Origin of the sequence: Octadecabacter dasysiphoniae, assembly GCF_021532615.1 — a bacterium.
Taxonomy (GTDB): Bacteria; Pseudomonadota; Alphaproteobacteria; order Rhodobacterales; family Rhodobacteraceae; genus Octadecabacter; species Octadecabacter dasysiphoniae.
Genome location: NZ_JAKGAQ010000006.1, coordinates 58612 through 76577 on the forward strand (window position 1 = coordinate 58612; position 17966 = coordinate 76577).

At 55.1% G+C, this 17966-nt stretch carries 31 protein-coding genes and 1 pseudogene; 6 read left to right on the forward strand and 26 right to left on the reverse strand.

What is annotated here, in order from left to right:
- Positions 1–13 precede the first annotated feature (13 nt).
- The 12 genes from ppk2 to rpmC all read right to left on the reverse strand — a co-directional run bounded on the left by ppk2 (position 14) and on the right by rpmC (position 5326).
- Positions 14–874 carry a polyphosphate kinase 2 gene (gene ppk2 / locus L0664_RS17880; RefSeq protein WP_235227267.1) on the reverse strand — a complete coding sequence of 287 codons (861 nt, stop codon included), beginning with the start codon at positions 872–874 and terminating at the stop codon, positions 14–16.
- 195 nt (positions 875–1069) lie between these two features.
- Positions 1070–1258 carry a 50S ribosomal protein L30 gene (gene rpmD, locus L0664_RS17885; protein ID WP_235227268.1) on the reverse strand — a complete coding sequence of 63 codons (189 nt, stop codon included), beginning with the start codon at positions 1256–1258 and terminating at the stop codon, positions 1070–1072.
- 3 nt (positions 1259–1261) lie between these two features.
- Entirely contained in the window at positions 1262–1834 is a 573-nt protein-coding gene (gene rpsE / locus L0664_RS17890; protein WP_235227269.1) for a 30S ribosomal protein S5, read from the reverse strand.
- 102 nt (positions 1835–1936) lie between these two features.
- Complete coding sequence (gene rplR / locus L0664_RS17895; protein WP_235227270.1) at positions 1937–2296, reverse strand: 50S ribosomal protein L18; 360 nt, start codon at positions 2294–2296, stop codon at positions 1937–1939.
- A gap of 6 nt (positions 2297–2302) precedes the next feature.
- The gene (rplF, locus tag L0664_RS17900; RefSeq protein WP_235227271.1) at positions 2303–2833 is read right to left on the reverse strand and encodes a 50S ribosomal protein L6; all 531 of its coding nucleotides are present in this window, start codon (positions 2831–2833) and stop codon (positions 2303–2305) included.
- Between the two features lie 10 nt (positions 2834–2843).
- Positions 2844–3236 (reverse strand): 30S ribosomal protein S8, encoded by a 393-nt coding sequence (rpsH, locus tag L0664_RS17905; protein WP_235227272.1) that lies wholly within the window; start codon positions 3234–3236, stop codon positions 2844–2846.
- A 12-nt stretch (positions 3237–3248) separates the two neighbouring features.
- Positions 3249–3554 (reverse strand): 30S ribosomal protein S14, encoded by a 306-nt coding sequence (gene rpsN / locus L0664_RS17910; RefSeq protein WP_049833305.1) that lies wholly within the window; start codon positions 3552–3554, stop codon positions 3249–3251.
- Between the two features lie 13 nt (positions 3555–3567).
- Positions 3568–4131 carry a 50S ribosomal protein L5 gene (gene rplE, locus L0664_RS17915; RefSeq protein WP_235227273.1) on the reverse strand — a complete coding sequence of 188 codons (564 nt, stop codon included), beginning with the start codon at positions 4129–4131 and terminating at the stop codon, positions 3568–3570.
- Positions 4131–4436, reverse strand: a complete 306-nt coding sequence (gene rplX, locus L0664_RS17920) for a 50S ribosomal protein L24 (RefSeq protein ID WP_235227274.1) — start codon at positions 4434–4436, stop codon at positions 4131–4133. Before rplX ends, rplE begins: the two co-directional genes overlap by 1 nt.
- 1 nt (position 4437) lies before the next feature.
- Positions 4438–4806, reverse strand: a complete 369-nt coding sequence (rplN, locus tag L0664_RS17925) for a 50S ribosomal protein L14 (protein ID WP_235227275.1) — start codon at positions 4804–4806, stop codon at positions 4438–4440.
- Between the two features lie 78 nt (positions 4807–4884).
- Positions 4885–5115, reverse strand: a complete 231-nt coding sequence (gene rpsQ, locus L0664_RS17930; RefSeq protein WP_235227276.1) for a 30S ribosomal protein S17 — start codon at positions 5113–5115, stop codon at positions 4885–4887.
- 4 nt (positions 5116–5119) lie between these two features.
- Positions 5120–5326, reverse strand: coding sequence for a 50S ribosomal protein L29 (gene rpmC / locus L0664_RS17935; RefSeq protein WP_235227277.1), 207 nt, complete (start codon positions 5324–5326; stop codon positions 5120–5122).
- A gap of 228 nt (positions 5327–5554) precedes the next feature.
- Between rpmC and L0664_RS17940 the strand changes: the two genes are divergently transcribed.
- The 5 genes from L0664_RS17940 (at position 5555) to L0664_RS17960 (ending at position 9040) form a co-directional block, all read left to right on the forward strand.
- Positions 5555–6430, forward strand: coding sequence for a DUF2971 domain-containing protein (locus L0664_RS17940; protein WP_235227278.1), 876 nt, complete (start codon positions 5555–5557; stop codon positions 6428–6430).
- A gap of 8 nt (positions 6431–6438) precedes the next feature.
- On the forward strand, positions 6439–7044 hold the full coding sequence (locus L0664_RS17945) for a TIGR02466 family protein (RefSeq protein ID WP_235227279.1): 606 nt from the start codon (positions 6439–6441) through the stop codon (positions 7042–7044).
- Positions 7045–7117: 73 nt separating this feature from the next.
- Positions 7118–7807, forward strand: coding sequence for a hypothetical protein (locus L0664_RS17950; protein WP_235227280.1), 690 nt, complete (start codon positions 7118–7120; stop codon positions 7805–7807).
- A gap of 146 nt (positions 7808–7953) precedes the next feature.
- On the forward strand, positions 7954–8442 hold the full coding sequence (locus L0664_RS17955; RefSeq protein WP_235227281.1) for a peptidase associated/transthyretin-like domain-containing protein: 489 nt from the start codon (positions 7954–7956) through the stop codon (positions 8440–8442).
- A gap of 7 nt (positions 8443–8449) precedes the next feature.
- Positions 8450–9040, forward strand: a complete 591-nt coding sequence (locus tag L0664_RS17960; RefSeq protein WP_235227282.1) for a ferric reductase-like transmembrane domain-containing protein — start codon at positions 8450–8452, stop codon at positions 9038–9040.
- A 117-nt stretch (positions 9041–9157) separates the two neighbouring features.
- Here the strand turns inward: L0664_RS17960 and rplP are convergent, their stop codons facing one another.
- From rplP to L0664_RS18000, 8 genes and pseudogenes are all read right to left on the reverse strand, one after another.
- The gene (rplP, locus tag L0664_RS17965; protein WP_235227283.1) at positions 9158–9571 is read right to left on the reverse strand and encodes a 50S ribosomal protein L16; all 414 of its coding nucleotides are present in this window, start codon (positions 9569–9571) and stop codon (positions 9158–9160) included.
- 12 nt (positions 9572–9583) lie between these two features.
- Positions 9584–10300: a 30S ribosomal protein S3 gene (gene rpsC, locus L0664_RS17970; RefSeq protein ID WP_235227284.1), complete on the reverse strand. Its 717-nt coding sequence runs from the start codon at positions 10298–10300 to the stop codon at positions 9584–9586.
- Positions 10300–10680, reverse strand: a complete 381-nt coding sequence (gene rplV / locus L0664_RS17975; RefSeq protein WP_235227285.1) for a 50S ribosomal protein L22 — start codon at positions 10678–10680, stop codon at positions 10300–10302. Before rplV ends, rpsC begins: the two co-directional genes overlap by 1 nt.
- Before the next feature lie 3 nt (positions 10681–10683).
- The gene (rpsS, locus tag L0664_RS17980) at positions 10684–10962 is read right to left on the reverse strand and encodes a 30S ribosomal protein S19 (RefSeq protein ID WP_085863667.1); all 279 of its coding nucleotides are present in this window, start codon (positions 10960–10962) and stop codon (positions 10684–10686) included.
- Between the two features lies 1 nt (position 10963).
- Positions 10964–11806 (reverse strand): 50S ribosomal protein L2, encoded by an 843-nt coding sequence (gene rplB / locus L0664_RS17985; RefSeq protein WP_235227286.1) that lies wholly within the window; start codon positions 11804–11806, stop codon positions 10964–10966.
- A gap of 206 nt (positions 11807–12012) precedes the next feature.
- Positions 12013–12519 carry an SLATT domain-containing protein gene (locus L0664_RS17990; protein WP_268821753.1) on the reverse strand — a complete coding sequence of 169 codons (507 nt, stop codon included), beginning with the start codon at positions 12517–12519 and terminating at the stop codon, positions 12013–12015.
- Positions 12516–13391, reverse strand: coding sequence for an SMODS domain-containing nucleotidyltransferase (locus L0664_RS17995; protein ID WP_235227288.1), 876 nt, complete (start codon positions 13389–13391; stop codon positions 12516–12518). The genes L0664_RS17990 and L0664_RS17995 overlap by 4 nt, the downstream gene beginning before the upstream one ends.
- A 131-nt stretch (positions 13392–13522) precedes the next feature.
- Positions 13523–13609: pseudogene (locus L0664_RS18000) on the reverse strand (50S ribosomal protein L23); the annotation flags it as partial.
- A gap of 125 nt (positions 13610–13734) precedes the next feature.
- Here L0664_RS18000 and L0664_RS18005 point away from each other — a divergent pair.
- Entirely contained in the window at positions 13735–14529 is a 795-nt protein-coding gene (locus tag L0664_RS18005) for an FkbM family methyltransferase (RefSeq protein WP_235227289.1), read from the forward strand.
- Between the two features lie 75 nt (positions 14530–14604).
- Here L0664_RS18005 and L0664_RS18010 read toward each other — a convergent pair whose 3' ends face one another.
- The 6 genes from L0664_RS18010 to L0664_RS18645 all read right to left on the reverse strand — a co-directional run.
- Positions 14605–14901 (reverse strand): 50S ribosomal protein L23, encoded by a 297-nt coding sequence (locus tag L0664_RS18010; RefSeq protein WP_235227290.1) that lies wholly within the window; start codon positions 14899–14901, stop codon positions 14605–14607.
- Positions 14898–15515 (reverse strand): 50S ribosomal protein L4, encoded by a 618-nt coding sequence (gene rplD / locus L0664_RS18015; RefSeq protein ID WP_235227291.1) that lies wholly within the window; start codon positions 15513–15515, stop codon positions 14898–14900. The genes L0664_RS18010 and rplD overlap by 4 nt, the downstream gene beginning before the upstream one ends.
- Positions 15505–16353 (reverse strand): 50S ribosomal protein L3, encoded by an 849-nt coding sequence (gene rplC, locus L0664_RS18020; protein WP_235227292.1) that lies wholly within the window; start codon positions 16351–16353, stop codon positions 15505–15507. Before rplC ends, rplD begins: the two co-directional genes overlap by 11 nt.
- A 13-nt stretch (positions 16354–16366) precedes the next feature.
- Positions 16367–16678, reverse strand: coding sequence for a 30S ribosomal protein S10 (gene rpsJ / locus L0664_RS18025; protein ID WP_049833284.1), 312 nt, complete (start codon positions 16676–16678; stop codon positions 16367–16369).
- 232 nt (positions 16679–16910) lie between these two features.
- Complete coding sequence (locus L0664_RS18030; protein WP_235227293.1) at positions 16911–17777, reverse strand: YHYH protein; 867 nt, start codon at positions 17775–17777, stop codon at positions 16911–16913.
- Between the two features lie 103 nt (positions 17778–17880).
- A partial coding sequence (locus tag L0664_RS18645; RefSeq protein ID WP_336247117.1) for an EF-Tu C-terminal domain-related protein occupies positions 17881–17966 on the reverse strand: 86 nt, incomplete at its 5' end.

Genomic DNA, 17966 nt, shown 5'->3' on the forward strand with positions numbered 1-17966 from the left:
ATGTCAACGCGTGTCAGCCGCGCTTTTGATTGGGATGGAGCGACGTGGCGAGGATATGGTCAGATTGATGCAACACATGGCTGGCTTGCCCGACGATCTGGTTGTCAGCCGTGCCGACGATTGACGTGTCTTTTTCCGGATAATCCAGGCTGGCCAAAAAATGGCGCATGCAGTTCAGCCGCGCGCGTTTCTTGTCATCGGATTTGATCACGGTCCACGGGGCGTCGGCGGTGTCTGTGTAAAAGAACATCGCTTCTTTGGCTTCGGTGTAGTCATCCCATTTGTGCAAGGATGCCTTGTCGATGGGGCTGAGTTTCCAGCGTTTCAAAGGATCGGTTTCGCGGGATTTGAACCGCTTGGCCTGTTCGGACTGCGTGACGGAAAACCAGTATTTATAAAGATGGATGCCGGAACGTGTGAGCATACGTTCAAATTCCGGGGTCTGGCGCATGAATTCGAGGTATTCGGTCGGTTCGCAGAACCCCATGACCCGTTCCACGCCCGCGCGGTTGTACCATGATCGGTCATACAAAACGATTTCGCCGGAGCTGGGGAGGTGTTTGACATAGCGCTGGAAAAACCATTGGCCGCGTTCTTCGTCGGTGGGTTTGTTGAGCGCAACAACACGGGCACTGCGAGGGTTCAGGTGTTCGGTGAACCGTTTGATTGCGCCGCCTTTGCCCGCCGCGTCGCGCCCTTCGAACAACAAGACGAACCGTTGCCCCGTTTCAGCAGCCCAAAGCTGCACCTTGAGGAGTTCGGCCTGTAGGTCAGCCTTTTGGGTTTCGTAATCTGCGCGCTTTAGGCGGTCCACGTAGGGGTATTTGCCGTTTTCAAATCCGATGAGGTCTGCGGTTTCTGCGGCGTCTGTCATGTGCTGTCCCTTCGTGTTTGACGAAAGGGTGACACGTGGGTGCAAAGGTGTCTCTGACCCAGATCAAGGACCGTTCAAAAGAAAAACGCCCCGCTGGTGACAGCGGGGCGTTCTATTCGGTTCAAAGCGTTGGGTTGTCCGGGGCTCCGCCCGCTAAATGCTGAATTGATCCACTGGATCAATTCCAAGACGCATTTAGCCCTTTTCTTCGATGATCTCTACCATGTGGGGGATCTTGTTGATCATGCCACGCACGGATGGAGTATCTTCCAATTCGCGGACCTTGTGCATTTTGTTCAGGCCCAGACCGATCAGCGTTTGCAGCTGGTCTTGTGGACGACGGATCGGGGAACCGATCTGCTTGATGACGATTGTTTTAGCCATGGTTTAGGCCTCCTCAGCGACTTGAGCGGATGCGTCAGGCGCATTGTCACGTGCTGGCAGAATGTCAGCCACTTTTTTACCGCGACGCTGGGCAACAGAACGAGGCGATGCCTCTTTCTTCAGACCATCAATCGTGGCGCGGATCATGTTGTAGGGGTTGGACGAGCCGATGGATTTCGCAACGATGTCCTGAATGCCGAGCATTTCGAACACGGCACGCATTGGACCACCTGCGATGATACCAGTACCCTGCGGTGCGGTGCGCATCACAACGCGGCCAGCGCCGTGGCGGCCTTCCATGTCGTGGTGCAATGTGCGGCCTTCGCGCAGCTGAACGCGGATCATCTGACGCTTGGCTTGCTCTGTGGCTTTGCGGATCGCCTCAGGAACTTCTTTGGCTTTACCTTTGCCAAAGCCGACGCGGCCTTTTTGATCGCCAACCACTACGAGAGCGGCGAAACCGAAGCGCTTACCACCTTTAACGGTTTTGGACACACGGTTGATCGCGACAAGGCGATCCTGAAATTCTGGTGTTTCTTCACGACGGTTACCGCCGCGCTGGTTATCACGAGCCATGTGGCCCTCCATTTTAAGTTGGCTTGCGCCGTTAATGTCGATCCTAGTGGCCGAAGCCCTGGATCATCGGAAGGGCCCCCGAGAGAGAGCCCTTCGCAGTGTTTAGATCTTCAGACCGCCTTCACGGGCAGCTTCGGCCAAGGCCTTCACTTTGCCGTGGAAGAGGAAACCGCCACGGTCGAAATAGGCTTCGGTCACGCCGGCCTTTTTCGCACGTTCTGCGATTGCTGCGCCAACTTTGGCGGCAGCTTCTACGTTGTTCTTGCCAACGATGCCCAATGCTTTTTCCAAGGAAGAAGCAGAAGCCAGCGTTACGCCATTCACATCGTCGATCAGCTGAACGGAGATGTTTTTGGAAGAACGGTGAACGGACAGACGAGGACGTCCAGCGTTGACCTTGCGAAGCTTGTTGCGAACGCGCAGGCGGCGTTTGATGAACAATTGACGTTTGGTATTTGCCATTTGCTGTTACCTCTTGCCTTCTTTGCGGAAGATATACTCGTCCACATATTTGATGCCTTTGCCTTTGTAAGGCTCGGGCTTGCGCCATTCGCGGATGTTTGCAGCGACTTGACCAACTTGTTGCTGGTCAGCGCCTTCCACGATGATGATCGTTGGCTTCGGGGCCGTGACGGTGACGCCAGCGGGAACCTCAAAGTCCACGTCGTGGGAATAACCGAGGTTCAGTTTCAGGACATTGCCCTGCATCTGAGCACGGTAACCAACGCCGTTGATCTCAAGCTCTTTTTTGAAGCCGTCAGTTACACCAGTCACCAGGTTCTGGATCTGTGTGCGGGACATGCCCCACTGCTGACGAGCGCGCTTTGATTTGCCACGAGGTGTGACAGTCACTGCGTTCTCTTCGACAGTCAACGTAACGTCGTCTGTTGCTGTGAAGGTACGGGCGCCCTTGGGGCCCTTAACTTCGACGGTCTGGCCGGACACAGAGGCAGTTACGCCGCTGGGCAGGTCGACCGGTTTCTTACCAATACGAGACATCTAATTCTCCTTAGAATACGGTGCAGAGCACTTCGCCGCCAACATTGGCCGCCCGTGCGTTTGCATCCGACATCACACCCTTTGGGGTGGAGACAATCGACACACCGAGGCCCTGACGGACCGATGGAATGTCTTGTGCGCCCATATAAACGCGACGACCGGGGGTTGAGACCCGCTTCACTTCGCGAATAACAGCTTCGCCCTCGTAGTACTTGAGGCTGATTTCGAAAGCCGGGTGGCCGTCGGCGCCAGTCGTGGCTTCGAAGCCGCGAATGTAACCTTCGTCCGCGAGGACCTCGAGCACCCAGCCGCGCAGTTTAGACGCAGGTGTTGCCACCATGGACTTACCGCGCATTTGGCCGTTACGGATGCGTGTCAGCATATCACCGATAGGATCGTTCATTGTGTTCTCTCCTTACCAGCTGGACTTGACCATACCGGGAATTTCGCCATTGGAACCGAGGTCCCGAAGTGCGATCCGGCTGATCTTGAGCTTACGGTAGTACGCGTGCGGACGACCTGTGAGCTGGCAACGGTTGTGCAAACGAACTGGCGCAGAGTTGCGTGGCAGTTTGGCAAGCTTCAGGCGAGCAGTGAAACGCTCTTCCATCGTCTTGCTGTCATCGTTTGCGATTGCTTTGAGTTCGGCGCGCTTTGCTGCGTACTTTTTGACGAGCTTTTCACGCTTCACTTCGCGGGCGATCATGGATTTCTTAGCCATATCAATCTTCCCCTTAGCTGTTGAACGGCATGTTGAAATGCTTCAACAGCGCTTTTGCTTCTGCATCGTTGTCTGCTGTTGTGCAGATCACGATATCCATACCCCAAGCAACGTCGACTTTGTCGAAGTTGATTTCAGGGAAGACGATGTGTTCCTTCATGCCCATGGCGTAGTTGCCACGACCATCGAACGATTTGCCAGACACGCCGCGGAAGTCACGGATACGAGGCATTGCGATCGTGGTAAGACGGTCAAGGAATTCGTACATGCGGTTGCCACGAAGGGTTACCTTCGCGCCCAGTGGCATGTCTTCACGAACGCGGAAACCAGCGATAGATTTCTTTGCTTTGGTGATGACGGCCAGCTGACCTGCGATCGCTGTAAGATCGTCCTGTGCGGATTTGGCTTTTTTGGTGTCGTTCACTGCTTCGGAACCGCAACCGATGTTCAGAACAATTTTGTCCAAACGTGGTGTCTGCATTGCGTTCTTGTAGCCGAACTCTTCCATCATGGCAGCGCGGAAGCTGTCATTGTAAAGCGCCTTAAGACGGGGGGTGTAGTTTGCAGTATCAAGCATCAGATCACATCCCCTGTTGTCTTGGCGAAGCGAACTTTTTTGTCGCCGTCCATTTTGAACCCGACGCGTGTTGCTTTGCCGTTCTTGTCCACAACCGCGAGGTTGGAAAGCTGGATTGGCATCGCTTTGGGTGTGCGACCACCCTGCGTTGTCTGGGATTGCTTTACGTGGCGGATCGCGACGTTCACGCCATCTACGATTGCTTTGCCGGCTTTCGGGTCAACGGACGAAATCTCGCCTGTTTTGCCTTTGTCTTTGCCAGCCAGCACGATGACCGTGTCACCTTTGCGAAGTTTAGCAGCCATTTTACAGCACCTCCGGAGCGAGCGAGATGATCTTCATGAAGTTCTTCGCGCGCAGCTCACGAACCACTGGCCCGAAGATACGGGTGCCAACAGGCTCGTTTGAGTTGTTCAGGATGACAGCCGCGTTGGTGTCAAATTTGATTGCAGTGCCGTCATCGCGACGAACCTGCTTTTTGGTGCGAACGACGACGGCCTTGCGGACGTCACCTTTCTTAACACGACCACGTGGAATGGCCTCTTTCACCGATACGACGATGATATCGCCGACCGATGCGTAACGACGGTGGGAACCGCCGAGAACCTTAATGCACTGAACACGGCGGGCGCCGCTGTTGTCAGCCACTTCAAGGTTGGTCTGCATCTGGATCATTTAGATTACTCCCGACCTATAGGGTTTTCCCCGATTCTGACCGGGCCCCTAGGGTTTCGATTAAAGGATGTGGACGGCCTAGGCCGTGATCACTTCCCAGCGTTTCGTTTTAGACTTTGGCGCACATTCCTGGATGCGGACTTGGTCGCCCACGTTGAATGTGTTGGCCTCATCGTGCGCCCGGTACTTTTTGGACTTACGGATGGTCTTTTTCAGAACCGGGTGTGTAAAGCGGCGCTCTACGGACACAGTGACGGTCTGTTCGTTCTGGTTGGAGGTGACAACACCGGACAGGATACGCTTGGGCATAGTCTTAAGCCTCCGAAGCGGCCGCAGCCGCCTTTTCGTTAAGGATGGTTTTTACACGAGCAGCAGAGCGTTTCACGACGCGCATACGGGCTGTGTTTTCCATGGCGCCTGTGGCCTGCTGAAAACGCAGGTTAAAGGCTTCTTTTTTCAAGTTGGACAACTCATCGCGGAGTTGATCCGGGGTTTTATCCCGAAGTTCATTGGCGTCCATCGGACGGCTCCTTTTGCAACATCATCGGCGGGCGGTTGGGCAGAGCGCACAAACGTAACCCGAATCTCCGATGGAGTGGGTAGATTGGGGGCGTATAGGGGAGGCGGAGGGGTGTGGCAAGGGGGTGTTCGAATGACCTCTATCTAAACAATGATTGAGACATGGAAACACCCTCGGCAATTGACTAATAATTGGGAAGAACACCAACAGTAAGAGCGGGTAGACGGTATGAATCAAGAAGAGAAGAGCCCCCTCGACTTTAACGCCGCGAAACATCCAACACTCTACCATTATTGCACAACCGCTACCTTTCTTTCGATCATCGAAAGCAAGAGCATTTGGATGTCCGACATCAATACAATGAATGACTTTGGAGAGATGCATTGGGCATATGACATGTTCATTCGCGCAGCCAACTTGGTCATCGACGAAGTTGGGTATTCCTTCATCGATACCATCGACAAAGTGATCAGTGCCGCTCAGCTTTATAATTTACCTCTGCTAAGTTCGTTTTCGACTGAAGGGGACGTGTTAAGTCAGTGGCGCGCATACGCCGACGATGGCGCTGGCGTTTCCATCGGTTTTGACGCCAAACAGCTGGAGAGGCTTTCAGTTCGCGTTGGCAGCATTTGCTATGATGAAGATATCCAACTCCATCATTTCAAAACAATGATCCGTGCGATGCACGAAGTTCATGAAGGCCTGCCGGAGAAAGAGAAGGCTGAATTTCTTATGGAGCAAGTCCCTATCCTTGCTCTTGATATGGGCCTAATCAAGAACCCCGGCTTTCAGGAAGAAAAGGAAGTCCGTCTCATTCGAGCGGTCAACGTCGAGCGAAATGGCGGAGAGTGGACACTAAAAGATGTTGGAGGGTCGGGCGAAAAGTTGAGCAAGAAACGTCTCAATATTTCCTATCGTTCAAGTCTCAATGGAGGCGTTGTAGCTTATTTAGCTTTACCTTTGCGGGGCCTCGGCTCGAACCTCATAAAGAACGTAATAATTGGGCCTAAGAATCCTTGCAGTGGCAATGAGCTTTCAATGGCCTTAACAGCACACGGGTTCCGTGGCGCTACAACTTTAAGGTCCCGATCAACATATAGGTAGTAGCTACTATGCAACTCAAGTCCCTCTTCGCCACCCGCCTTTACCAAGCCAAGCTTGGCCCCATCGACGCCGATGAACTGCGCGCGTCCTGCTATTCTATCGCCGAGGATGACGACGCGGGGAATGAGTGGTGTGAAGCGAATGATTTCCCCGGCTACACGTCCTATGCATCCCTCACCGATCTGCCGTGGCGGTTTCCGATCTTTCAGGCGGTTGTGGATGCGCTTGATGAACATGTCGCGAAGTTCGCGGAGGATGCGCAGTTTGATCTGGATGGGCGCACGTTGGTGTTGGAAGATATCTGGATCAACATTCTGCCCGAGGGCGGCATTCATACGTCTCACATCCATCCGCATTCAGTGGTGTCCGGCACGACCTATGTGAAGATGCCAGAGGGCGCGTCGGCAATTAAGTTCGAAGACCCGCGATCTCAGATGATGATGGCCGCCCCTGCCCGCCTGAAAGACGCGCGCGAGGAGATGCGGCAGTTTATTTATGTGGCCCCTGCGGTGGGGAACGTGTTGCTTTGGGAAAGCTGGCTGCGCCATGAGGTGCCGATGAACATGTCCGAGGATGACCGCATTTCCGTAAGTTTTAATTACAAATGGGAATAGTTTTGCCGCGCGGCTGAAACGATCCGTCAACAATTAACCACCATACCCGTGCCGATCTCAGAAGGGGTGCGGCATGGTTCGGGTTTGGTTGGCTTTGGTATTGGTTGTGTGGGCGGGCAGTGTGCGTGCTGAATTGCAATCGCTGTTTCCGCGCAGTGACACGGCCCCCGACACCGTCACACGCGCCGGCCTGTTTGCACCCAGCGGCAATGTGGGATTCTTTGCCCCCCTACCGGAACGCACGCAACGGATCCGCGTGTCGCCCATGGCGAGCGGGACCGGAACCGCCCCGGTGGATCGTCTGCTGTCGTTGATCGCACGCGCAGAAGCTGGTTCCGCGGGCTATGATGCGGTGCAATACGGCGCAACGGTGAGGCCCGCGGCCCTGCCCACACACATGACACTGGGCGAGATTTATCAATGGATCGACGATACCCCAGGACAGCCCCACGCAATCGGGCGATACCAGTTCATCCCGCCAACCCTGCGCCGCGTCGCGCGGGAACGCGGGTTCGGGCCGGAGACGCAATTCACCCCCGGCGTGCAGGACGCATTGGCGCTCGTGTTGCTAGAAGATGCTGGATTTTTGCGGTTTCAGGCGGGGGATTTGGGGCGACGCCAATTCATGCACAACCTTGCACGGATATGGGCCGGACTACCGCTACCCAACGGACGATCTTATTACGAAGGGCATGCGGGGAATAAGGCGACGATGTCTTGGGCGGCGTTTGATGGCGGCATGGTGCGGATTTGGGGTGGATGAACGACGAGCCAAATCCTGCCGATGGCGGAACCTTTCACGCAAGTTTGAAGTTGTAGGGCTCGAAATTGGCGCGCGACGATCTAATTTGTTGGTTGAAACAGTGGTCGTCGGCTGATCGGCGCCTTGTCCAACTTACAGGAGCGCCCATGTCTGGTGTGAACTCAACGCGTAGGACTCTCATCGCGACGGCTGGTGCCATCGCCGCGACCGGCGTATCTGGCCTGATCGCGCCTTTGGCCGCACAAACGATTGCAGCGACACCGACGATGCGCGGCGGGTCCAACAACTATCGCCCCGGAGCGCCGATTGTCGAGCGCATCGGTGGGGGCGGTTTCTGGATGACGGGCAGCGTGCGCCGCGCCGGAGATGGCGCACCCCTTACGGGACAGCGCATTCAGGTCTGGGCCCACACGACCGAGGGCCATGAACGAGACCCACACAGCCACGGCGCGACGCTGACGGATGAAAATGGATTGTTCCGGCTGGAAATGCCGCAGATCGTTCCTGCGTTTGGGCAGGCCCACGGGCATCTTGCCTATGACGATCCGGAATTTGAAACGGTGTTCTTACGCCCGCTGTTGCCCGATCCGGGCGATACCACGTTGAACGTCGAATTCGTCCTACAGCCCGCCTGACCTGCGCGTGGCCCGACTTCGGCACGCATTCATTTGGGCCATCCTGTTGATTGTGATGCTTGGCCCTGTGCTGGCCATTTCAGCGAGCCCACTGCTGGCCTATCGCCAACCCGTCTATATCTTAGCGAGCTTTGCAGGCGGGATTGCGATGGCCCTTTTGGTGATACAACCGCTTTTGCCCAACAACGATATGCCTGGTCTGACGCGCCGCTTTGGCCGCATGATCCACCGTGGTACGGGCGCTGTGTTAGTGGCGATGCTGGCTGTTCATATCGGGGGCCTTTGGATCACGAGCCCACCGGACGTCGTGGATGCGTTGCTGCTGCGATCCCCCACACCGTTTTCGATTTGGGGGGTGTTGGCCATGTGGGGCGTGATCGTGACGGCCGCGCTGGCGGCTTGGCGGCGTAAGCTGAAACCGAAAACGTGGCAACGCGGGCATGTCGGGCTTGCGGCGCTGATCGCAGTGGGCACAGTTTTTCATGTGATCCTGATCGACGGCACGATGGGGAATGTCGGCAAGGCAGTGCTGAGTGGCGCGGTGGTGCTGGCGACAGGATTGGCTGTTTGGCGCGTTTGGCGACCCAGACGTGCATAGAAAAACCCCCGCCGAATGAACGACGGGGGTTTTTGTTTTTCTGTCCGGTGTGAGGCCCGCACATTCACTGCGTGAAAATGCTACACCTCATTCCGCGTTTCTAACGAAACGCTAGAATTACCAGTCTTCGCGAACCACGGTGCGGGTTTTGACCGGAAGTTTCATCGCAGCGAGGCGCAGGGCTTCGCGGGCGATGTCTTCGTTCACGCCGTCGATTTCGAACATGATGCGGCCAGGTTTGACTTTACATGCCCAAAAATCCACGGAACCTTTACCTTTACCCATACGAACTTCGGTGGGCTTGGAGGTGACAGGCACGTCTGGAAAGATACGGATCCAAACACGGCCCTGACGTTTCATGTGACGTGTCATCGCGCGGCGTGCTGCCTCGATCTGACGTGCTGTCACACGCTCTGGCTGGGTCGCTTTGAGCCCGTAAGTCCCGAAGTTCAGATCGGAGCCGCCTTTGGCTTCGCCCTTGATCCGGCCTTTGTGCTGCTTGCGGAATTTAGTGCGTTTTGGCTGAAGCATTGTTTAATCCTTTCAGCGATCACGGCCACCAGGACGAGCGCCGCGCGGGGGCGGACCATCCTGAAGCTCTTGAAGTTTACGATCATGTGCGGAGGGGTCGTGCTCCATGATGTCACCTTTGTAGATCCAAGTCTTGATCCCGATGATACCATAAGCAGTCTGCGCCTCGACGTGGGCGTAGTCGATGTCAGCACGAAGGGTGTGGAGTGGCACGCGGCCCTCACGATACCATTCGGTCCGCGCGATCTCTGCACCGCCAAGACGGCCAGCAAGGTTCACACGAATACCAAGGGCACCCATACGCATTGCGTTTTGCACCGCACGCTTCATCGCGCGACGGAAGGAAACGCGACGCTCAAGCTGCTGAGAGATGCTCTCACCGACAAGCTGGGCATCAAGCTCAGGCTTGCGCACTTCAACGATGTTGAGGTGCAGCTCACTGTCGGTCATCGCTGCAAGTTTCTGGCGCAGAGTTTCGATGTCTGCACCTTTCTTGCCGATGATGACGCCAGGGCGCGCAGTGTGAACAGTCACGCGGCACTTTTTGTGCGGACGTTCGATGATGACACGAGACACACCAGCCTGCGCGCAATCCTTTTTGATGAAGTCCTTGATCTTAAGGTCTTCGAGCAAAAGATTGCCGTAGTCTTTGGTGTCTGCGTACCAGCGGCTGTCCCAGGTGCGGTTGACCTGAAGACGCATGCCGATCGGGTTTACTTTGTTACCCATTATGCTTGCTCCTCAACTTGGCGCACCAGGATTGTCAATTCCGCGAACGGCTTGACGATTTTGCCGAAACGGCCACGTGCACGAGGACGTCCACGTTTCATCGTCAGGTTTTTGCCCACGTAGGCCTCAGCGATGATCAGCTCATCAACGTCGAGGTTGTGGTTGTTCTCGGCGTTTGCAATCGCGGACTGAAGGCATTTCTTCACGTCCTGCGCGATCCGCTTTTTGGAGAACGTCAGGTCCGTAAGGGCCTTGTCCACCTTTTTACCACGGATCATGGCTGCGACGAGGTTCAGTTTCTGTGGCGAAGTGCGAAGCATGCGCAGTTTTGCACGAGCTTCGTTGTCAGCCACGCGGCGGGGATTCTTATCCTTGCTCATGGCTTATTTCCGCTTCGCTTTTTTATCAGCCGCGTGGCCATAATAGGTGCGAGTTGGCGAATATTCACCAAACTTCTGACCGATCATGTCTTCGGTGATAGAGACTGGGATATGCTTGCGGCCATTGTAGACGCCGAACGTCAAGCCAACAAACTGTGGAAGGATAGTGGAACGGCGGGACCAGATTTTGATCACGTCGTTGCGGCCGGATTCTTTGGCGGCTTCGGCTTTCTTAAGCACGTAGCTGTCAACGAATGGACCTTTCCATACGGAACGAGCCATATTAGCGACCCTTCTTCTTGGCGTGGCGCGATCTGACGATCAGACGGCTGGACGCTTTGTTCTTGTTGCGGGTTTTCGCACCCTTCGTGGGCTTACCCCAAGGTGTCACAGGGTGGCGACCACCCGACGTACGACCCTCACCACCACCGTGTGGGTGGTCGATCGGGTTCATGACGACACCACGAACAGACGGGCGTTTGCCATAGTGGCGCATACGGCCGGCTTTACCCATGTTCTGGTTGGAGTTGTCAGGGTTGGACACGGCACCAACGGTGGCCATGCATTCCTGACGCACGAGGCGAAGTTCACCCGAGCTCAGACGGATCTGAGCGTAACCACCGTCACGACCTACGAACTGGGCGTAGGTGCCGGCTGCGCGTGCAATCTGCCCGCCCTTGCCTGGCTTCATTTCGATGTTGTGGATGATTGTACCGATGGGCATGCCTGAGAACGGCATTGCGTTGCCTGGCTTGATGTCAGCCTTGGCGGACGCGATGACCTTATCACCAATCGCAAGACGCTGCGGTGCGATGATATAGGCTTGTTCGCCATCTGTGTACTGAACGAGCGCGATGAACGCGGTGCGGTTCGGGTCATATTCGATCCGGGCCACGACTGCTTCCATGTCGAGCTTGTTACGTTTGAAATCTACGATGCGGTAAAGGCGTTTTGCCCCACCACCACGACGACGTGATGTGATCCGTCCGGTGTTGTTCCGTCCGCCCGACTTGCTCAGACCCTCAGTGAGGGCCTTGACTGGGCGACCTTTCCAAAGCTCCGAACGGTCAATCAGCACCAACCCACGTTGGCCAGGCGTCGTCGGTTTATACGACTTGAGTGCCATGTTTGCTACTTCCGTTTGCTTGGCGGACCGCTGATGCGGCCCTGATGTTTATAGGCCCCCGTAGGTGCCCGATTAGGTTTGTCTGGTTGAGGCCGAGGCTTCGCGCAAAACAACAACAAAGCCCCAGACGAATCTGGGGCTGTGCCGATGGGGTCTGATAGGGGGTGAGGTGGGGTTGGTCAAGTGGGCTTGCCACTTAACTGGAGCTAACTATCTGCCTTAAAATCGTAGTCCCCCGCAGCAATCTTCTTTCGCCCTTTTTCAAAGAACCTTTCAGGAAGCGGTGGCGCTGTCTGTCGAACAGAATCCATACGATCCATCAATTGCTCGAACTGAGGGCTGAGATCCTCGAATGTTGCGTCTGCGCTGAAATTTCCCAGTTGGCGAAATCGATCTCGTAGATTTGTGAATTCTCCAGCGGCTGCACCAATTTCCCTAGCACGCATATCCATTCCCAATGCCTCGAAAATCGCGGGGAAAAAACCAGCTAGCAGCGCCAATCCCGCCGCTACATATTCGGCCCAACCCTCACCTGTACCAGCCAATATTTGCGACGACGCCACCCCACCCAAAATGATTGGTGCGACCACGAAAATGTTCTTCCAAAGCGTCGCACGCTTTTGCCAAATGTAGAGGCCTGCGGATGTATACATGCAGGACTCTTCCTGCCGCTTACACTCTTTGACCAGTTCGTCTACTCTATTCTCTGTCATCCGCCCAACGGTATGTCCGCCCCAAAAATCTTTTGCCAACTTCCACCAGCGCTGTACGGATAGTCCTTCTCGTCCTCGCAAGCGCTTACGGCATTGTTGTACGCAGTCTTAGCCTTTGAAGTCCACAACCCGCCAAGATACATCGCCTCGTATGTACCTGGAGCAAACAGTGTCCCGTACTCCTTGCTTACCAGGTGGGCAAAGAAGTCTCTAACCATCCAGTCATAATACACCATCGACTTATCGCGATGCTCCCAGTTTCGCAAAAATTCGACGGCGATCAGTTCAATCCAGAAAGACTTGATCGGCACATTGCAATGAGCCTGCCAACGCTTAATCATTCGGATCAAATTTCGCGTGTTGTCTTTGGTCAACGCGTTGCTGTCGCGTATGACTTCAGCCTCCGCCTCATAGTCCGCAACTGCATAGCTGCCACCGTCTGCTGTCATGCAGACCCAATATCTGCCTGTGTCTAATTCGAACGCTGGTACGACCTCAACATTGTAGCTGGTGAAGGGCACTTCTACTACTGGGCCACTGCCCTTGATCGCGGTAGTCGTAAAGGTATTGGTCAAAACCGTTTTCACCTCTTGGAGAAGCTGTGATTGCTTGTTTCCCGTGCGCAATTCAAAACGATTGTAAACGCTGATCGGGAGTGTGAAGAGCACGTCCACATCCCGCGGTGGACGAACGCGGGTAAACTTTCCCCAGGAACCCACATACTTTGAATGCGCTGTTTTACTGCTGGAACCCCAATAGTGTTCGTTCAAAGCCTGCACAACTTTATCACGACGTTCTGCACCAGCAGTTTTCTGTATGCTGGTCAAAGCAATGTTTGAAATGAATGTCTTGAATCGGCTTTGAACTGTCATCACAATCTACCTTGGCACAAAAATGTTCTGGCTTTGTACTAGGTAAGATCATTGGTGACTACCTTCAACAAAAAAGGCCCCACAATTCAAATTGCGGGGCCTTCCTAATTCTCAACCGTAAACCCTGACCCTTACAGGCCAGTGCTCACGTCGATTGTGTTGCCTTCCTCAATGGTCACGTAGGCTTTTTTGACGTCTTTGCGCGTGCGGAGGCGGCCACACACCCCTGCCCCACATATCCCGTTTTACGTGGGCGTCGTTCTTGGTTAACACTCTGGGTTAGGGCGTCCGTCGGGGATGGGCGCGTGGTATGACAAGAACAAACAAAAATAGGGCAGAGCACATGGGACCGACAGACACACCGGAGTGGGCGTTGGAGCTGAACAGTCAGTTGAAAATGCTGAACAAGATGACGCGGCTACAGTTGAACGCGACGCGGTTCGGGAATTTGGGGCCGGAGCGTATTTTGACGATCAACCACCAAGGGCGCGCGTTTGATTTGCACCTGCCGTTTGGCGACAATGACTATATTCAACGCAAAATCCTGAACGATCGTGGATTTTACGAGGCCAACCTGCTGCAATCGCTGCTTGAGATGAATGTGGTGCAGCACGGCGGCGTCATCATCGATGCGGGGTCAAACATCGGCAACCACGCGGTGTTCTTTGGCGGCTATTTCGCCCCCAAGCGGATGTATTGTTTTGAGCCCCAAGACATCGCCTATGCCACAATGGTGCGCAACATTGAGCTGAACCTCGCAGGCAGCGACGTGCGGGCGCATCAATCCATGCTGGGGGCGACGTCCGGGCGTGGTGGCGTGGCGGCCTATAAACACGGCAATCACGGTGGCGCGTCCTTTGAGGCGAGCGATACGGGCGGCACGCAGATGGTGTCATTGGACGAAGCGATTGAGCCGGCTGACGTGGCCGCTGTGAGCTTTATCAAAATCGATGTCGAAGGGTATCAGGGCGAAGTGATACGCGGGGCGACCCAGATTTTGAGCCAGAGCAAACCGGTGCTGTGGATCGAGGTGTTTGCCAACGAAAAGGCCGAGACCGACGAGCTTCTGACAAAGTTCGGCTATCGCGCCCAGAAGCTGAGCCAGAACAACTATATCTATTCGGTGGCGGCTGGCTAACGCCACACAGACCGGACAAACGAAAAAGGCCCCCGCATCGCTGCGGGGGCCTTCTTTGTATCATGAGCCGTGTCTTTACAGACCCGTGCTTACGTCAATTGTGTTGCCCTCTTCGAGCGTCACATAGGCCTTCTTTACGTCTTTACGACGGCCAAGCTGGCCGCGGAAACGCTTGGATTTACCTTTGGTGATCGTCGTGTTCACCGCTTTGACCTTTACACCAAAGAGCGTTTCAACCGCTTCTTTGATCATTGGCTTGTTCGCGTCGATGTGCACTTCGAAGACGACGGCGTTGTTTTCAGACGCCATTGTTGCCTTCTCGGTGATGATCGGCTTGCGGATCACGTCGTAGTGTTCTGCTTTGGTGGTCATTTGAGGCGAGCCTCCAGAGCTTCGACACCTGCTTTGGTCAACACGAGAGTGTCGGACTTCAGGATGTCATAAACGTTCGCACCCATGACAGGCAGAGCGTCGATTGATGTGATGTTGCGTGCTGCAACGGCGAAATCTTCGTTCACAGTCGCATCGATGATCAAACAACGCTTCCAACCGAGTGCACCAACCGTTTTGGCCAATGCGGATGTTTTCGCGTCTTTGATGTCGATGTTGTCCACGATGACCAACTCACCAGCTGCAACTTTTGCAGACAATGCGTGGCGAAGGCCCAATTTGCGGAACTTCTTGGTCAGATCGTGGCCGTGGCTGCGTGGCGTTGGGCCTTTGTAAATACCACCACCGCGGAAGATCGGCGCAGAACGTGCACCGTGACGTGCGCCGCCGGTACCTTTCTGACGATAGATCTTCTTTGTGGAGTATTTGACTTCGGACCGTGTCTTTACCTTGTGGGTGCCGGCCTGCGCATTGTTGCGCTGCCAACGGACCACACGGTGAAGAATGTCCACGCGCGGCTCAAGACCGAAGATTTCGTCGTTAAGATCGACGGAACCAGCGGCTTTGCCGTCAAGTTTGATGGCTTCAGCTTTCATCGGAGGAGCCTCCTTCTTCTGCTGCATCTGTTGCAGGAGCGTCCGCTTCGGCTGCGTCGAGTGCGGCCTGTTCTGCTTCTGCTGCTGCTACTGCTGCTGCTTCTTCTGCGGCTGCTGCTTCGGCTGCTGCGGCTTCTGCCAATTTCTCGGCTTCTTTCGCGGCGGATGCCAAGGCTGCCGGGTAAATCACGTTCTCAGGGATAGGCTTTTTCACCGCATCCTTGATTGTGACCCAGTTGCCCTTGGAGCCTGGAACAGCGCCTTTAACCATGATCAAACCACGATCCGCGTCTGTCTTAACGACAACAAGGTTCTGTGTTGTGATCTTGGCGGCACCCATGTGACCGGCCATTTTCTTGCCTTTGAAAACCTTACCGGGATCCTGACACTGACCAGTGGAACCGTGGGAGCGGTGAGAGATCGACACACCGTGTGTCGCGCGCAAACCACCAAAGTTCCAACGCTTCATCGCACCAGCGAAACCTTTACCGATGGATGTGCCGGACACGTCCACGAATTGGCCTTCGAAGTAATGCGAAGCGATGATCTCTTCGCCGACAGCGATGAGGTTTTCTTCTGCAACGCGGAATTCGGCAACCTTGCGCTTTGGTTCTACTTTTGCTTTCGCAAAGTGACCACGCATGGGCGCAGATGTCCGCTTGGCTTTGGCCGTACCGGCGCCGAGTTGAACAGCTGTGTAGCCATCCTTTTCAGCGGTCCGCTGGGCCACAACCTGCAGGCTTTCGAGTTGAAGAACGGTGACAGGAATCTGACGGCCGTCCTCTTGAAAAAGGCGGGTCATGCCAACCTTTTTAGCGATTACACCAGAGCGCAACATATCATCCGCTCCTTTATACTTTGATCTCGACGTCAACACCGGCAGCGAGGTCGAGCTTCATCAGCGCGTCCACAGTCTGTGGTGTTGGGTCGACGATATCCAGCAGACGCTTGTGCGTGCGGATTTCGAATTGATCGCGGGATTTCTTGTCGATGTGTGGACCGCGCAAAACGGTAAACTTTTCGATTTTGTTTGGAAGCGGGATTGGACCCCGAACCGATGCACCTGTCCGCTTGGCAGTGTTGACGATTTCCTGTGTGGACGCATCCAGCACACGGTAGTCAAACGCCTTCAGACGGATGCGAATATTCTGGCTAGCTGCCATGTTCATCACCCATACTTTGGGGCTTAGATCGGAGAGGAGGACCGTGGCTCATCCACACCCCTCATCGCGTCTTTTAGTCCAACTTAAAAAGGGCACGCATGGCGCACCCCTGTTGGATTTGGGCCGTATAGGCGGAGTCGTAAGGTCTGGCAAGGGCGGAGTGGTGCCGTTGGTCGTTTTAATTGGGCCGCATTGATGCCGCCCCGCTTTGCCCGGCATCAACGCTGTCTTCTTAGTTTCGCATCATAAATTGCGGGTTGACCACGCCTTTGAAGCAACGGGGATAGTAGGGATAGGTGTCGGTCGCAAAATAGGTGTACGTGCCGTCGATCATTCCGCCGTTACATTCATCCAGCGTTCCGCTGCCTGCGGTGAATTCAAAGTCTTCCTCAAAGGTGCCGTCGTAGTCTTCGCCGGGGGGCGTTGGGCGCACGCCATCTTTGAGTTGCCAAGAAGATGTGGCTGACGACGGGCTGTATCGTATTTCAAAACCGTCAGGCGCATAGCCGATCAGCGATCCACCTTGTGACGCAAGCAGCGCGCTTGGAACGGCATGATAATGATACAAACCGGCGCGATCGACGTGGGCATTTTGGTCGTCCATGCCCAAACTGCTCGGATCATGCATCGCTTGCTGGCGCCAGCCGCTTGACGGGTCCTGGCTGAAGCCGCGTCGCCCGTTGGGGTCATAGTATCCTGCTGTATAGGGCCGGATCGGAACACCGGTTGTTGAAACGCCCACAGTCATTAAGTCCGTCGTGACCGTGTCAGCAAGTTGTGGCGAAGTGGCAAAACAGAAGGTCAGGTTCTGTTCTAGAAAGGCATTAGGGTTTGCACGATTGGGGAATTCACCCATGTCATGATCGGGGGCCCCATTCGATGAAATACAGGTCATATCTCCTTGGATTTCAGTGCTGGCGATATTTTCATGCGCCACGGCAGTGGTCGCGGTTACGGTGGCGGCCAACATAAAAGCGGCTGTTTGAAGGTTTGTCATAAGTACTCTATTACTGTTTACGTTGATCTTCAAACGTTTCAGCACGAGGTTCCCGTCGAAGTATTGCAGCGCCGCGGGCTGGTAACGCAAAAGGCCGCTCATTGCTGAGCGGCCTTTTGTTTGTTTGGTGCTTAGGGTTCTCGACGTTTCTTACGAAACGCCTGCCGCCCACGGGCGTTTGGCGGTCGAACCCGCCAAGCCACCCTTAGGCGAGGATCTTGGAGACCACGCCGGCGCCGACGGTGCGGCCGCCTTCGCGGATCGCAAAGCGCAGGCCGTCTTCCATCGCAA

Excerpts from the sequence above, each read along its gene's own strand:
- rplC (WP_235227292.1), bottom strand. The coding sequence starts at position 16,353 with ATGTTGCGCTCTGGTGTAATCGCTAAAAAGGTTGGCATGACCCGCCTT.
- rplX (WP_235227274.1), bottom strand. The coding sequence starts at position 4,436 with ATGGCTGCTAAACTTCGCAAAGGTGACACGGTCATCGTGCTGGCTGGC.
- ppk2 (WP_235227267.1), bottom strand. The coding sequence starts at position 874 with ATGACAGACGCCGCAGAAACCGCAGACCTCATCGGATTTGAAAACGGC.
- rpsN (WP_049833305.1), bottom strand. The coding sequence starts at position 3,554 with ATGGCTAAGAAATCCATGATCGCCCGCGAAGTGAAGCGTGAAAAGCTC.
- rpsQ (WP_235227276.1), bottom strand. The coding sequence starts at position 5,115 with ATGCCCAAGCGTATCCTGTCCGGTGTTGTCACCTCCAACCAGAACGAA.
- L0664_RS18010 (WP_235227290.1), bottom strand. The coding sequence starts at position 14,901 with ATGACCACCAAAGCAGAACACTACGACGTGATCCGCAAGCCGATCATC.
- L0664_RS17945 (WP_235227279.1), top strand. The coding sequence starts at position 6,439 with ATGCAACTCAAGTCCCTCTTCGCCACCCGCCTTTACCAAGCCAAGCTT.
- L0664_RS18030 (WP_235227293.1), bottom strand. The coding sequence starts at position 17,777 with ATGAGCGGCCTTTTGCGTTACCAGCCCGCGGCGCTGCAATACTTCGAC.
- rpsJ (WP_049833284.1), bottom strand. The coding sequence starts at position 16,678 with ATGGCAGCTAGCCAGAATATTCGCATCCGTCTGAAGGCGTTTGACTAC.
- L0664_RS17955 (WP_235227281.1), top strand. The coding sequence starts at position 7,954 with ATGTCTGGTGTGAACTCAACGCGTAGGACTCTCATCGCGACGGCTGGT.
- rplV (WP_235227285.1), bottom strand. The coding sequence starts at position 10,680 with ATGAGCAAGGATAAGAATCCCCGCCGCGTGGCTGACAACGAAGCTCGT.
- rplE (WP_235227273.1), bottom strand. The coding sequence starts at position 4,131 with ATGCTTGATACTGCAAACTACACCCCCCGTCTTAAGGCGCTTTACAAT.
- rplP (WP_235227283.1), bottom strand. The coding sequence starts at position 9,571 with ATGCTTCAGCCAAAACGCACTAAATTCCGCAAGCAGCACAAAGGCCGG.
- L0664_RS17995 (WP_235227288.1), bottom strand. The coding sequence starts at position 13,391 with ATGACAGTTCAAAGCCGATTCAAGACATTCATTTCAAACATTGCTTTG.
- rpsH (WP_235227272.1), bottom strand. The coding sequence starts at position 3,236 with ATGAACGATCCTATCGGTGATATGCTGACACGCATCCGTAACGGCCAA.
- L0664_RS17990 (WP_268821753.1), bottom strand. The coding sequence starts at position 12,519 with ATGACAGAGAATAGAGTAGACGAACTGGTCAAAGAGTGTAAGCGGCAG.
- rpmD (WP_235227268.1), bottom strand. The coding sequence starts at position 1,258 with ATGGCTAAAACAATCGTCATCAAGCAGATCGGTTCCCCGATCCGTCGT.
- rpsS (WP_085863667.1), bottom strand. The coding sequence starts at position 10,962 with ATGGCTCGTTCCGTATGGAAAGGTCCATTCGTTGACAGCTACGTGCTT.
- rplF (WP_235227271.1), bottom strand. The coding sequence starts at position 2,833 with ATGTCTCGTATTGGTAAGAAACCGGTCGACCTGCCCAGCGGCGTAACT.
- rpsE (WP_235227269.1), bottom strand. The coding sequence starts at position 1,834 with ATGGCTCGTGATAACCAGCGCGGCGGTAACCGTCGTGAAGAAACACCA.
- rpmC (WP_235227277.1), bottom strand. The coding sequence starts at position 5,326 with ATGGACGCCAATGAACTTCGGGATAAAACCCCGGATCAACTCCGCGAT.
- L0664_RS17940 (WP_235227278.1), top strand. The coding sequence starts at position 5,555 with ATGAATCAAGAAGAGAAGAGCCCCCTCGACTTTAACGCCGCGAAACAT.
- L0664_RS17950 (WP_235227280.1), top strand. The coding sequence starts at position 7,118 with ATGGTTCGGGTTTGGTTGGCTTTGGTATTGGTTGTGTGGGCGGGCAGT.
- rplD (WP_235227291.1), bottom strand. The coding sequence starts at position 15,515 with ATGAAAGCTGAAGCCATCAAACTTGACGGCAAAGCCGCTGGTTCCGTC.
- L0664_RS18005 (WP_235227289.1), top strand. The coding sequence starts at position 13,735 with ATGGGACCGACAGACACACCGGAGTGGGCGTTGGAGCTGAACAGTCAG.
- rplR (WP_235227270.1), bottom strand. The coding sequence starts at position 2,296 with ATGGCAAATACCAAACGTCAATTGTTCATCAAACGCCGCCTGCGCGTT.
- rpsC (WP_235227284.1), bottom strand. The coding sequence starts at position 10,300 with ATGGGTAACAAAGTAAACCCGATCGGCATGCGTCTTCAGGTCAACCGC.
- rplN (WP_235227275.1), bottom strand. The coding sequence starts at position 4,806 with ATGATCCAGATGCAGACCAACCTTGAAGTGGCTGACAACAGCGGCGCC.
- rplB (WP_235227286.1), bottom strand. The coding sequence starts at position 11,806 with ATGGCACTCAAGTCGTATAAACCGACGACGCCTGGCCAACGTGGGTTG.